Here is a 12,861-nt window from a genome sequence, read left to right on the forward strand (position 1 = left end):
CAGGTGTCGCCCAGCTTCGGTCGGCGTCGCCGCAGCTTGGCCGCGAAATCCGAGCCGAACTTGCGGCCCCATTGCCGCAGCGTCTCGTGGCTGACCACGACGCCGCGGAAGGCCAGCATCTCTTCCACCATCCGCAAGCTGAGCGGGAAGCGGAAGTAGAGCCACACCGCCTGGCTGATGATCTCGGCCGGGAAGCGATACCCGGCAAAGCTGGGGCAGGCGGCGGAGGCGGTCATCCCACCCGACTACCCGGGGGTGGACCGCTCGGGCAAGCTGGGGGTTGGCCAACTTGACGGTGCCGCCGCCGCAACCATGGCGACACTAGATGCGCGGGCGATGCCCTCCACTTTAGCGACCGCCTCCGCCCGAGCTTCGGGGCTGGCGTCCATGTCCCCCTGCTGCGCCTCGACAACCTGGAGCCAGGCCTTCGCGGTAGCGGCAGCTTGGCGAGCATCAGCGGCTGCAAATGTGGCCAGGGCTTGCTCCGCCTCGGCTGCGGCGCTCGACGTAGTAATGGCTGCCCAGTCAACGCTGTGTCGATGGGTCCTGCGGCAGCGCGGCATCAAGCTCATCGACCATTGGCTTCAACGCCTCGCATACTGCAGGAGCCGGCGAGCGAGCTTCCTGACCGGCAGCGATCTCCGCGCCAACGACAAGCGATGGACCGTCGAGAGGTGCTCCTGCAGGCGGAGCCTTGCTGACGGCGCGGGTTATCAGCTCTGCCAGTTTGGCTTGGCGTAGCTTCTCCCATTCTGCGGTTCGCAGACCGCAGGATCGGGCCATGGCAGCCACACGCAGGTATCCAACGTAGGACTCGACGTTTTCCATGCTGGTCACAACGGGAGGGGCGCGCTGAGCATCCTGCGCCTGAGCGCAATAGCAAACGAAGGAAAGCGTAGCAGCGGTAGCTATAGCGCGCATCGAATATTCATCCCAATTAGCTCCAGGTCAGTTCCACTCAGGCGGCCAAAGGCAGCACAATGTGGCAGTGGACCCCATCTGGTCCGAAGACAAGGCAGGTCTCGGCCTGCAGCTGGTAAGGCAACGCCTCTTCGATCAGCTGGCGGCCGTAGCCGCGGTGGGACAGCTCCTGTCCTTCCGCCATGCGCACGCCACTCTCCGTCCAGTCCAGCACGAGGCAGCGCTCCTTTCCCGCCCCTCCTAGCCTCCAGGTGATTCGAAGGTGCGCGTCCGGATGAGCCAGGGCACCGTGCTTCAGGGCGTTTGTCGCGAGTTCGTGCAGGGCAAGGGCGAGCGGCTGTACAGTCCTCCCGCCCAAATCGATGGGGGGACCATCGATGGTAATGCGGTCCGAGCGATCCTGCCCTGCGGCCCGCAGCTCCGCCTCCACCACGTCGTGCAGCGAGGCTGACCATGCTCCGCTTCGGGCAAGGAAGCCTTGCACCCTACCGATTGCAGCGAGGCGCGCCGCATACTGCTCCAGAGCATCGCCCGCGGGAAGGGTTTGGGCCGCGATCGCCTGTACGACGCCGAGCAGGTTGCGGGTCCGGTGCTGCAGCTCGGCGAGTACCACCCGGAGCTCCGCCTCGTGCTCACGCGAGGCACGCTCACCCCTCTCCGCCTCCTCGGCCCGTGCTTGCTGGTGCAGGAGGGCCTGAATTATTACGGAGACCGAACCGGCCAGCCCTGCGTAGATCAAAACATCAACGACGTCCGCTGGATCGCTCAACGCAAGGCTACCGCGCGGCGGCAGGTCGAGGGCGATCCAGGCAACCGTCGCGAGCAGGGTCACAGAGCTCGCGCTGCGGCCGAAGGCGAGTGCAGACAGGAGCACAGCGAGGAGATGGAAGGTGTATACGTTGCTGCCGCCCATGCCGAAGGTGAGGTCGTGCAGCTCACCGACGAGGACGCCAAGCACGAAGCCACCGAGAAGGCGAAGGGGGATTGGCAGAGCGCGGGTGCGGGCAAGGATGCGCCCCAACATGCCCCCCGAAGTGTGCCACCGTCCACGGCGACCCTCAGCAGGCACCGCGACCAGCACCACTCCAGAAGCAATGCTCGTACGGCTCTTGAACTCGGGTTGGTGCATCGACCGCTCACCCCCTGACTCCGCAGCCCTTACTTTAGCAGGGACGATGACCACTGAACCGGCCCAAGCGCGCCCTGTGCCGACACCTTGCTTTCACCCGCGTCTTTGTTCCCTTGGGGCAGGCCTCCCCTGTAATTCTTTTCGTTCACCGCTTCTTCGTGCTCCACCTGCTGGGCAAGATGTCTGTCTCCGCAGTGGTCGCCATTGCCCTAGCCATCCCCTTCCTCGTTTGGCTCGTCCTCCGCCGAGCCGCCACTCTGCCGCGCTTCCTGTTCCTCGGGGATGCCCTTTCCCATCGCGCTACACTGCTTGACTGAGCGCGCGTCCGGTTCCCCCTTTCGGTGTCACCTCAGCACCGCCCTCGCGCAGGGGCGCGGATCAGGGGTGTTCGTGGCGCCGCATCAGCCCGCCACACTTCCAGGCGAAGCACCGCAGCCCTATGGAGCCCTACATTAGTTCACTTGCGAAATCACATAAAAGTGAGCAATTGGCCGCAGGTGCTTGAGCACTAAAGAGGTTGGTGAGCCATGTTTAATCTCTGCTGTGCGGTTGCCGCCCTAGGCGCGGCGGTTTTGCTGGGTCAAGCCGGGTTCGGGCAGACCCCCTCGGGCAGCCTGCAGAGGTCCGCGCCCGTGCAAGTGTCGTCCTCGCTCGCAGGGGCATTTCGCGGGAGCTGAATTCGGCGGCGCGGCTGGCTTTAGCGAAGCCACCGCCGCGCCTGCTTCCCGAGAGCGCGCGTTGAACCACTCTGCCCAATCGTTCCGATTTGATTTTTAGCGGGTTTTCGAGAGCCCCTCGCACCCGGTGCCGGGGTGGTCCCAAAACGGATCTGTCAGAGTTCGCGCCAGGGGTGCCCGGATTGGCGAGCAGGGGCAGGTTTGGATAAGTTCCTGACGGGTTAATGGGCGGCTGGGAGCCTGAGATGGGCTGCGTCAACTGCGGTTCGGCCAAGGTGACTGAGCGGCGGGACCGTACGGCGCAGGGTTACCGGCGCTTTCGCTGCGGCGCCTGCGGCCGAGGGTTCAACGAGCGCAGCTCGGGGGTGCTGAACCGGGCCCAGTACCCGAGCGATGTAATTGCCCTCGTGGTGCTCTGGCGCTTGCGCTACCGCCTGACCCTGCGGGATCTGGCGGAGATGATCCTCATCCGCGGCATCGTGTTCAACCACGAGGCAGTCCGCGACTGGGAGGCCAAGCTTGCACCAGTACTGACAAACAGCCTTCGGCAACGCAGGTACGGCAAGGACGGCCCCGGGTGTCGCTCCTGGCACGTGGACGAGATGGGGTATCCCGGCCCGGCATAGCTGCCACCCCTTGTCTGGACGGAGCGGGATGCTTGGTTTGGGAGGGCTGGTGACAGCCTGCCAGCTTCATGCCCCAGCTCTGGAGGACCGTGCCATGCTCTATTGTGGACTGGACGTGTCCCTGAAGCAGACCGCGCTCTGCGTAGTGGACGGCGATGGACGGGTGGTCAGGGAGGCCAAGCTGGCCACCGATCCGGAGGTGATCAGCCGCTTTCTCGGGGAGAATGAACTCGGCTGCGAGCGCATTGGTCTGGAGTCCGGAGGGACGTCGTCCTGGCTCTGCCTGGAACTGCGCAGGCTTGGGCACCCTGCCGTGTGTATCGATGCGCGACATGCGGCGGCGGCCCTGCAGGCAGGCTTTCGGAACAAGAACGACCGCAATGATGCCTGCGGCATAGCCGAGCTCATGCGCGTGAGGAGCTATCGCGAGGTCTGGATCAAGTCGCAGGAAAGCCAGCGCCGGGGCATGCTGCTGACGGCGCGTGGGACACTGCATAGCCAGAGGGTTGCCCTGGAGAATACGGTCCGTTGCCTGCTGCGCCTCGAGGGGATCCACTTCCCAACTCGCGGGAGCCGCTTTGCCGAGGACGTCCTGGAGCGGATCGGTGGGTCGGATGCCTTGCACCTGATCATCCGTCCCCTGCTGGAGACGCGCGCCACAATCATGCGCCAGATCCTTGCTCTTGACCGGCAGATCATCACCACGGCCCAGCATGACCCCGTGTGCCGTCTGCTGATGACGATCCCGGGCGTGGGGGCGCATACCGCGCTGTCATTCAAGGCTTGCGTCGATGACCCAGCACGCTTTCAGCGGTCACGAACGGTTGGAGCTCACTTCGGCCTCACGCCCCGGCAACACAGTTCGGGCGAGGTCAACATCAGCGGACGGATCAGCAAGATGGGCGACCGGGGCATGCGAAGGCTGCTCTATGTGGCCGCGAACGCGATGATGACACGCGGCCGCTGGTCAGCCCTGAAGGCCTGGGCCATGCGCCTGGCCAAGGCACGAGGCGCACGGCGCGCCAAAGTGGCCCTGGCACGCTGGCTGGCCGTGACGATGCCGCGATGTGGCGGTCGGGCGAGCCCGTCCGCTGGACGAAGCAGGCCGAGGCTGCCTGAGCGGCGGCCCGGCTGCCCTGCCACGCCGTGGCGGGTCCCGCGAGGGACGGGCTGGTTCGAGAGCGCAGGTACGTTTGGTCCCACCTCGGTGAGAGACCGCTGATGAGATCGCTCCGGACCACCTGACCGACCCCATCCTGTGCCGGCCGATCGCGCTGAGCACGTAGAGAAGACTGTCACCTCAGGGACCACGCCGCAGCAACAGCAAGGCAATGAGGACGGGCCGCGCACAGCAGATATCAGGGCGGCATCGAAGATGAGATGAGAGAGGAGTTGCTCAGATGGAATAGAAGCGCCTTGACCCGCAAGGCCGGGATAGAGAAAACCTACCTGAAGGTCCGTGGACGTTGGTGCTACTTGTATCGGGCGATCGACAGGAACGGCGATCTCGTCGACACCATGCTGAGCGAGCACCGAGACATGGCGGCAGCCAAGGTGTTCTTCCGCTCGGCCAAGTCGGCCACAGGTCTCGTCCCCGACAAGGTCACCACGGACGGGCATGGCTCGTACCCACGGGCGATCCGCTCGACGCTTGGCAAGCGGGTCACTCACCGCACCAGTGCTTACAGGAATAACGGGCTTGAGCAGGACCACCGGGGCATCAAAGGCCGCATCCGATGTATGCGCGGGTTCAAGAGCTTCACCTCAGCCGAGCGCTTCTGTCGCAGCTACGACGAACTCCGCAACCATCTCCGCCCCAGCGTTCGTCACAACCACCATGTTCCCGCCAGCCGCGGTCGCATGCTTCAGCTCCGTCGTGCGGCAACCGTGCTCTCTATCCTCGCGGCAGGGTAGGCTCACAGCCTCTGCTGGCACATGGCGGCAGCTCTGGCGCGAGCGCTGACAGAACCTGGCGACGAGCACACCAAGCTGCCGCTCAACAAGCCCACGTTCAACGTAGATCGCAACTGTAATGCTAGTGGGCTTTGCAGGGGCACTCAGGCGCTCGGGGCTTGTGAGGATTGACCGTGAGCATCAGCTTCGGCTCCAGAGGTGTCACGGCCGTTGAAGACGACCCCCGGCTGCGTCACAAGCAAGCCATGGCCACAAGCAAGACACTCAACGCGGCGAACCTTGAGGCACTCGGCGCGGCCCGGCTCGCGGAACTGCTCATGGCGATCAGCAAGGGCAATGCTGCCGCCCAGCGCCAGCTACGCCTGGCCCTGGCGGGCAGCGGCGGTGCCGACGGAACGGCGCGCGCGATCACCAAGCAGCTGATCAGCATCGGGCGCGCTAAGACCTGGCTGGACTGGCAGAAGATCAAGCCGTTCCTGGCCGAGCTGGAGGTCCAGCGCCGCGCGATCCTCGACGTGGTCGCCCCAGCCGATGCGGGCGAGGCTTTCGAGCTGCTCTGGCGCTTGGTTGGCTGCGCCGAAGGCGTGCTCGCGCGCTCCGACGATGGTAGCGGCCGCCTGTCCGACGCGTTCCGCGCCGCTGCCCGGGAACTCGGCCCCCTGGCGCAGCGGGCCGGCCTGCCGCCCGAGGTTCTCGCGAACCGTGCCTTCTCGGCCCTTGCGAGTGACGAACACGGTGCCTGGGACGAGCTCGTCCCTATCCTGGCCCCTCAACTCGGCACGGCCGGGCTGCTCATCATCAGGGACGCTGTGCAGGCATGGCAGGCGGAGCCAGTTACCGCCTCGCCCAACGGCAAGCGGCAGGTGATTGGCTGGTCGAGTTCCGGTCCGATTCACGCTGACGAGGTTCAGGCCCGTCGCCGGAAGCACGCGGCCACCTTCATCCTGCAACAGGTCGCCGACGCGCTCGGCGACGTGGACGGCTTCATCGCGCAGTTCGACCCCACGGCGCGCAAAACGCCGGCCGTCGCTGCGGCCGTAGCGCGACGGCTGCTCGGTGCCGGGCGCCTGGACGAGGCCTGGGCAGCGGTCGAACGCGTCGACGCCCGGCAGCGCGCGCAGGCGCCGGCCGAGTGGGAGGGGGTGCGCGTCGACGTGCTCGAGGCGCTCGGGCGGTTAGACGAGGCGCAGGCATTCCGGTGGGATCGCTTCGCCGCGACGCTCAATGCCACGCACCTTCGCGCCTACCTCCGCAAGTTGCCGGACTTCGACGATGTCGAGGCAGAGCAAAAGGCGCTCGCCCATGCGCTCACCTTCAAGGACGTCCACCGATCGTTGGAGTTCCTGATCGCGTGGCCCGACCTACGGCGGGCCAGCGAGCTGGTCCTCGGCCGACTGAAGGCGTTGAACGGCGACCTCTACGAATTGCTTTCCCCGGCTGCCGACGCGCTTGAAAGCAGGCACCCGCTCGCCGCGACACTGCTGCGTCGGGCCATGATCGGCTTTACGCTCGGTGCTGCCCGGTCGTCGCGTTACAAGCATGCGGCGCGGCACTTGCGCGATTGTCGTGACACTGCAGCGCGCGTGGAGGACTTCGGATCGGTGCCCGATCACCCCACTTACGAGCGGGCGCTCCGGGCCGCCCACGGGCGCAAATTCGGGTTCTGGCAGGAGATAGACAAGCTGGGTTGAGCTCGAGAGGCAGCTTGAAGAATTGCGGCTTCGTCGGTGAACATAGACGTTTCCTGAATTGGAAGAGGGAAGCCTGGCGTTCCTGCTAGAGCCAGTGGCCTCGCTATTAGGACGCTTCGCGGCGGCGTTGGGCAAGCGGCAGTCACGCGACCTGGCGGGGGCTGGCCCCCTCCCCATACTGATCGTAGCCGCGCGCTCAACTGCTCCTTACTCCGGGGAGGTGGTCAGGACGGGTTGTGGCGGAGGAGCGCCCCGCTGGGCGTGGCTCCAGACGCCTGATGACGCATGGCATTTGGGGGCGAAGGCTCTATGTGAGCTGGAGCTCCTTTCCATCGCCGGCACTGAGGCGTTGGGCCGAAGCGACTTGGCGCAGGCTCACCTTGGGAGGATCACCCCGCTGCCGAGAATGACTGCGGCCAGGAGCACGAGGACGAAGGTGTACAGCACCGTCACGCCTCGCTCTGTTCGGTGTTGGTGATCGTTCATGCTGGCTTGTTGGAGGCCGAGGTTACCTGCTCAGGGCAGCTCGGGCGGCCAGTACCAGGCGCACATCGTCCGCAGTTACGCCGCTGTGGGGAACCGCAGCCACCTCCTCCAAGTCGCGAGGCGTCGGCAGGTGGTCGAAACGCGTCAACCATGCACGCAACGCCTCCTTGAGCTCAGCGGTCATCTCCAAAGGGCATCTCCACGAGCTGATGAGATGGAACGGTCTCGCAGCAATCACCCAAGCAAGACGCGAACTGTCACGTAGATACAGGTCCAGAGCGCTACAGAAATCCCCAGGATAAACAGCAAGGACACGCCTACGCTCATGGGGTGGCTCGCGTCTACATCGTCCGCTTGGCCATCCTGCAGGTAGACGGTCGACGGTTGGTCATCGGAGCCCATTGTTTATGCCTCCCCGGGTGACTGATCGACATAAGCGCGGAGCCGTATTGAAAATGTAGGCCTACAATGGGAAGTTTTGTGCACCCGGTGGGCGGAGAAAGCATGCGCCGGGGGAGGAATGGTACCCGTGGCGCAAAATGCACCGGAAACAGACGAGTCCTTGGTCGAGCTTTTTGCTGCCGCGATGAAAGTGGCACAGCGCCTCTTGATGAATGGGCAGTCGACACAGACGGCTGAAGCCTACATCCGAGAAACGGCTCCCATGTTCATCAACGCTGGCCTGACGGTGACTGAAGCTGTTGAGTACAGCACCCGCGTCTGGGGAAGCGTCATGCAGGAAGGGCAGGCATGAACGCCCCGCAGTTCCAGCGGAGAGTCGGGAGTTCTCCGAACGACGAGGCCGCAACTCAGGAGGCCGGGGTGCTGCTCAAGAGGCAGTCAGCCCCTTGGAAGACGGGGGACCGGCTTCTTTGCATCAGCCCTGGGGGGCAATGGCTAACGATCGGACGAGTTTACACCGTAACAGACTGCTCGGCAGTTGGACGGCACCCAAATTGGCCAGAGGTGTTCGCCGACGACGGGCACCATCACATCTACCCACCGACACGCTTTAGAAGAGCGTTTGAGGAGGAACCGAGGGAGTCCATCAGGTTAAAGCCGGTCCTGTTTGGCGTTGGCCTGGGTGGGTTGATCGTGGCGATCCTGTTTTGGATGCTGGTGTGAGCATACGCATCGTAGCGGGTCTGGCCTGCACGCTCTGGTTGTGTTTGCCGACGTCGCATACTAGCTTTTCGGGAGCGTCTCCCAGACGTGGTTTCTATGCCCCGGGAACTTACCCCCGCTCGTAATTGGGCGGGGGTATTTTTTGCTCACCGCCCGCTTCTGAGGTTGACTGTTCTGCGCACTCGCCAAGGTTGCCGGATCAAGCGTCGTGGGACGATGACGCATGACCCGCAGGTGCCTTCCCGCCCATCCAGTCTTCGTGTTGGCTGCCGCCAGCCTTTACACTCGGTCGTCGTCCGCTCGCCTTTCCGGAGATCCCAATTTTCTTACGGCGTACTGCAACTTTTGTCGGCGCCTTTTACGTCTCAAAACCATTGTACGGCAGCAATGTTTTAGATCGTTGAATTTGTTCGAAGATCGTTGGTGGCATGAACGTTGCCATATCCGTCTGTGAGGGTGCTGTGGTGGCGCCCGACATGCTGCAGATATCAAGGTTGTCCTCCGCAATGCGCAAGCTTCTTCTCGCCACCGCTGCCGTTCTGGCTCTTGGCATGGCCACTCAGGCCGAGGCCGCACCGCAGCTGTCCGCGCGCATTCTGGAAGACGGGGCGCTGGTGTCGGGTTCGGCCACCTCCTCCTCCACGGGCACCCTCTTCTTCAGCGGCCAGAGCACCAACTTCAGCGTGCTGAGCGCCCTGTCGCTCGGCTCGCCGATGGTGCCGCAGCCGGCGCTTGACGTGCAGACCACCAGCGTCAGCACCACCCGCAACTTCAGCGGCACGCACACCCTGACCTTCCTGGTGACGCAGACCGGCCTCGACAGCAGCTCGGCCGGTGCGCCGCTGGCAGCCTTGGCGAGCAGCTTCACGGCCAACTTCCTGATCGGCACCGCGGCAGTCCGCAGCGTCACCGTGGCCAGCTACGCCGATGCCGCCAACACCGCCTTCGGCACCTCGCAGCTGCTGGCCAGCCGCACCTACACCAGCGGTCCGACCAATGCCTCCGGTGCCCTGGTGTCCAACCCGACCCTGGACGGCTCGCTGTTCTCCGAGACGGTGGTGATCACCGCCACCTTCACCGGCGGCAATGCCGTGCTGAACGCTTCGGCCCAGATCGTGGCCGTGCCCGAGCCCGCCTCCCTCGCCCTCCTCGGCATGGGCCTGCTCGGCATGGGCCTGGTGCGCCGGCGCAAGCAGGGCTGAACCCCGCCCGATGGTGGGGCGCATCAACCCACCATCCTTGAGGCAACACAGGCCGGACGCTCAAGCGCCCGGCCTTTTTGCTGCTCTTACCGAGCCGGGTGCCACTATCGATCAGGCACAGCGCATAGGAGAGCAGCTTCGAGAGAAGGAGGCACCGATGCCGGTGCAAGGCACGCCCGATCAGTTCGTCGGCCTTCTAAAGGAGACCATCGTCGCAATCGTGCGGCGTGATGGTCCGGACCTGACCGCGCGCCAGTTCAGCGTCTTCCTGACCGTTTACCTCTACGAGGGACCGCACACGGTGCGCGGCCTGGCCGCAGCGCTCAACGTCTCCAAGCCCGCGATCACCCGCTCAGTTGACCGCCTGGAAGAGTTTGACTTTGCCCGCCGCAAAGCAGATCCAAAGGACCGCCGTTCCGTGCACATCCAGCGTACTGTGAAGGGTGCTGCCCTGTTACGCGAGATGCACACCATTGTGGGCGAAACCGCCACGCCAGAGCGGACGCAGAACGGCGCGGGCCAGGCCGGGGATGCAAGCTGAGACGGATGACGTTGCGGCACACCCGCCTCACCCTTAAATTCCACCTCGTGGCTTCAAGCTTGTCACAGGGCGGAGCCGCCACTTCCTCGCGCGGCCGCAAGGGCGTGGAGGGCAGGGGACGAGAGAGTTTCGGGCTTATCGTTCCCTGCCCTCATTATGCTACGGACGAACCCCGAGACCTCACTCGGCCCTGGGTCGGAACCGCGGTCGTCTTACAAGCTGGCTAGCAGCAGCCACAGCGTCAGCGCCGCCAATCCTGTCCAGACCGGCAGGACCACGAGGCAGCCGAGCCAGCCTGAACTGCGCCTGGGCCGGCCGTGAGCCGCCCGACGATAAGCCACCGCACGCTCGGTCGGGAGAAGACGAAAGGCCAGCCAGCGCCAGAGCGAAGGCAGCACGCCTTCGGCGATGAGGAACGGCATGTCCAGCAGGTCGAGGAAGGCGCGCAGGGGCGAGCGGTTGTAGGCCCAGGCCAGCCAAGCCATGGCGCGAGGGAGGGATCCGTTGCTGAGGTCGGCGGCCGCGAGAGCGAGTGCCTCATCCTCCGTCGAACGGGTGGGCGACGTCCCTTCGGCCCGCTTTCGCGCCGCAGCGTCGTGGACGGCGCGGCGGTCCTTCTCGGTTGTTGGACCGTGCAGCACCTCGCGCCTCACTGGGCCAGCTCCGGCCAGCTGACAGCCAGCACGCGAAGCTCAGCGTGGGTCGGGAACCAGAGCAGGGCGGGCGCGCTTGGCTGGGTCAAGGCAGGGCGACGTGCCGACGGATCAGCGCCTCCAAGCCCGCGCGGTCGGGGTGTCTCGCGACCAGCGCCTCGGGCAACCAAAAGGCGCTGATCCGGTCGGCCAGAAGGAACATCATTCCGCCGTCCCGCACCGCGCCGGTGAGGCGCGGCCAGGGCACGAAGAGGACGCGGCTGGGATTGCGCCAGACCACGCCCCTCTTACCGAGCAGCAGGTCGTGCTCACCAAACAGGTCTTCCCCTGCCGCGTGCAGCGCGCGCACGGCGCGCCGCTGCCGGGAGAGCAGGGTCAGCGCGAGCGCCGCCGTGGTCACCGCAGCCACACCGATCGCAGCGAAAAGGACCTCAAAGCCGTCGAGGCTCAGCATCCATCCCGTCCGCGCGCTCGCGATCCACAACTCGGCGCCAACATCCCAGTAGGAGGCAAAAACGCCCGTGACGGTGCCAACCAGCACCGCCGCTGCCAAGCCCACCAGGTGCCTCCGCCAGCCCGTCCGCACCATCGTGCCGCGCAGCAGCACCGCCTGAAGACGTGCGTACTCCGCCCGCCCCAGCGCCGGCAAGCGCAGGGCGTAGTGGACCGGGCCAGCCAGCGCGTCAGGATCCGCGTTCTGCCAAGCCACATCAGTCATGCCCCATCCGCCTCAGCATGAACCTTCAGGTCGCTAGCAGCGGGTGGCTGTCGATCGCGCCAAGCCTGCGCCGGACCCCAGAGCCAGTCGCCACGCTCAACCGAGAGGGACGCAAGGATGCCCAGCACCAGGGTCCGGGCGTCTGTCGCAGCACCGCCGGCCCCGATGTAGGCCGCCTCGGCGTGGTCTAGGCTGACACCGCCCTCCAAGCCCTTGCCACGCGCCTCTCGATAGGCGGTTCCAACCGCGTGCAGCAGATCCTCTGGCCAGTAGGAGCAGGGGACCGGCTCGTAAAGGTGATCATGAGCCAGGGGGCGAATCCAACGGCGCGTGGGCAGGGGAGGGCAGGCTAGACCACCGTGAACAAAACGCTACCCAGGATGCCACAATGTTCTGGATAATGCCAACGTAGGCCCTTATTAACTGCGCGCACCCAGGTTGGGACTCAGGGTCCAGCCGGGAGTAATCGTAAGAGTGCTGTTCTGGCAGACATCCACGCGGCGGCGAGCTTCCATCGCGCCTCCTTCAAACACGATCTGCACATCGGCGCGGCAGTCACCAACATAGTTCACCGTGACCTGACGGCCCGTCTCGATGACGTCTGTCCCGAGTAGGTCCGAGCCCCAATCCGCCTCCGTACTTGGCGAGATCAGCACCTGTTCAATGGTACGAGGCGAACGGTTGCTCACCACCACCCGGTGCGCGGAGCCAGGTGCCGCGGCTGCAGGGGGGGACGGCTTGCGGTCCTGTGCCACTGCCGAGGTGGCTGTTAACCCAACCAGGAGAAAGAGGGCGAGCAAGTGTCTTGGGGAGCGCAGATGCATCTAAGAGCCCTCAGTAAATGCAGAGCCAACCCCATGTGGAAGCGCCCGCAGAGGTACAAAGCTATACAGCACCCGCCATTCGATCAAGCCGGCATCCTGTTGATCCACACCAAAACATTGACCTTGGCCGTGTACCGCCCGCGGTTGTTGAGACACCTGAGTGAAGCCTATGCGGCGAGAGCCGCGGGTGAAAGCTGATCCTTGCGGACGGCGTTCGGTGTTCTGAAGCCGTGGCGCTCGATCAGCCAAGTTGAGTTGTAGGCGCGCCGGAACTCAAGGAGCGCCTGGCGGAGTTGCTCGACGGTGTCGAAGGTCCGAACCCAGAGGAGGTTTTCCTTCAGGGTTCGGATGAAG

10 protein-coding genes and 2 pseudogenes are annotated in these 12,861 nt (G+C 65.0%); 7 read left to right on the forward strand and 5 right to left on the reverse strand.

From position 1 onward, the window contains the following. Positions 1-236: pseudogene (locus tag ACFFIC_RS16345) on the reverse strand (IS6 family transposase); the annotation flags it as partial. Positions 237-958: 722 nt separating this feature from the next. Further along, positions 959-1,945 carry a sensor histidine kinase gene (locus ACFFIC_RS16350; protein ID WP_377052237.1) on the reverse strand — a complete coding sequence of 329 codons (987 nt, stop codon included), beginning with the start codon at positions 1,943-1,945 and terminating at the stop codon, positions 959-961. Positions 1,946-2,972: 1,027 nt separating this feature from the next. Between ACFFIC_RS16350 and ACFFIC_RS16355 the strand changes: the two genes are divergently transcribed. The 7 genes from ACFFIC_RS16355 (at position 2,973) to ACFFIC_RS16385 (ending at position 10,312) form a co-directional block, all read left to right on the forward strand. Then, entirely contained in the window at positions 2,973-3,353 is a 381-nt protein-coding gene (locus ACFFIC_RS16355; RefSeq protein ID WP_377052239.1) for a hypothetical protein, read from the forward strand. A gap of 94 nt (positions 3,354-3,447) precedes the next feature. After that, a complete protein-coding gene (locus ACFFIC_RS16360; RefSeq protein WP_377052241.1) occupies positions 3,448-4,575 on the forward strand; it encodes an IS110 family RNA-guided transposase in 1,128 nt (375 codons plus the stop codon). A gap of 158 nt (positions 4,576-4,733) precedes the next feature. Further along, positions 4,734-5,267, forward strand: a complete 534-nt coding sequence (locus tag ACFFIC_RS16365) for an IS6 family transposase (RefSeq protein WP_377052243.1) — start codon at positions 4,734-4,736, stop codon at positions 5,265-5,267. Between the two features lie 173 nt (positions 5,268-5,440). Next, positions 5,441-6,958 (forward strand): DUF6880 family protein, encoded by a 1,518-nt coding sequence (locus ACFFIC_RS16370; protein WP_377052245.1) that lies wholly within the window; start codon positions 5,441-5,443, stop codon positions 6,956-6,958. A gap of 1,015 nt (positions 6,959-7,973) precedes the next feature. Further along, positions 7,974-8,198, forward strand: coding sequence for a hypothetical protein (locus tag ACFFIC_RS16375; RefSeq protein WP_377052247.1), 225 nt, complete (start codon positions 7,974-7,976; stop codon positions 8,196-8,198). Between the two features lie 877 nt (positions 8,199-9,075). Continuing rightward, positions 9,076-9,771: a PEP-CTERM sorting domain-containing protein gene (locus ACFFIC_RS16380; RefSeq protein WP_377052249.1), complete on the forward strand. Its 696-nt coding sequence runs from the start codon at positions 9,076-9,078 to the stop codon at positions 9,769-9,771. Between the two features lie 157 nt (positions 9,772-9,928). Further along, the gene (locus tag ACFFIC_RS16385; protein ID WP_377052251.1) at positions 9,929-10,312 is read left to right on the forward strand and encodes a MarR family transcriptional regulator; all 384 of its coding nucleotides are present in this window, start codon (positions 9,929-9,931) and stop codon (positions 10,310-10,312) included. Positions 10,313-10,524: 212 nt separating this feature from the next. Here the strand turns inward: ACFFIC_RS16385 and ACFFIC_RS16390 are convergent, their stop codons facing one another. The 3 genes and pseudogenes from ACFFIC_RS16390 to ACFFIC_RS16400 all read right to left on the reverse strand — a co-directional run. Then, positions 10,525-10,797: a hypothetical protein gene (locus ACFFIC_RS16390; protein ID WP_377052253.1), complete on the reverse strand. Its 273-nt coding sequence runs from the start codon at positions 10,795-10,797 to the stop codon at positions 10,525-10,527. 253 nt (positions 10,798-11,050) lie between these two features. Continuing rightward, positions 11,051-11,683 (reverse strand): hypothetical protein, encoded by a 633-nt coding sequence (locus ACFFIC_RS16395; RefSeq protein ID WP_377052255.1) that lies wholly within the window; start codon positions 11,681-11,683, stop codon positions 11,051-11,053. 991 nt (positions 11,684-12,674) lie between these two features. Continuing rightward, a pseudogene (locus tag ACFFIC_RS16400) lies at positions 12,675-12,861 on the reverse strand (IS3-like element ISMtsp5 family transposase); the annotation flags it as partial.

It is taken from the genome of Muricoccus vinaceus (genome assembly GCF_042433125.1).
In the GTDB taxonomy this organism is placed as follows: domain Bacteria; phylum Pseudomonadota; class Alphaproteobacteria; order Acetobacterales; family Acetobacteraceae; genus Roseomonas; species Roseomonas vinacea.

What these genes read in the sequence shown, in the direction of transcription:
- ACFFIC_RS16385 (WP_377052251.1), top strand. Translation starts at nt 9,929, where the DNA reads ATGCCGGTGCAAGGCACGCCCGATCAGTTCGTCGGCCTTCTAAAGGAG.
- ACFFIC_RS16360 (WP_377052241.1), top strand. Translation starts at nt 3,448, where the DNA reads ATGCTCTATTGTGGACTGGACGTGTCCCTGAAGCAGACCGCGCTCTGC.
- ACFFIC_RS16355 (WP_377052239.1), top strand. Translation starts at nt 2,973, where the DNA reads ATGGGCTGCGTCAACTGCGGTTCGGCCAAGGTGACTGAGCGGCGGGAC.
- ACFFIC_RS16395 (WP_377052255.1), bottom strand. Translation starts at nt 11,683, where the DNA reads ATGACTGATGTGGCTTGGCAGAACGCGGATCCTGACGCGCTGGCTGGC.
- ACFFIC_RS16390 (WP_377052253.1), bottom strand. Translation starts at nt 10,797, where the DNA reads ATGGCTTGGCTGGCCTGGGCCTACAACCGCTCGCCCCTGCGCGCCTTC.
- ACFFIC_RS16350 (WP_377052237.1), bottom strand. Translation starts at nt 1,945, where the DNA reads ATGTTGGGGCGCATCCTTGCCCGCACCCGCGCTCTGCCAATCCCCCTT.
- ACFFIC_RS16365 (WP_377052243.1), top strand. Translation starts at nt 4,734, where the DNA reads ATGAGAGAGGAGTTGCTCAGATGGAATAGAAGCGCCTTGACCCGCAAG.
- ACFFIC_RS16380 (WP_377052249.1), top strand. Translation starts at nt 9,076, where the DNA reads ATGCGCAAGCTTCTTCTCGCCACCGCTGCCGTTCTGGCTCTTGGCATG.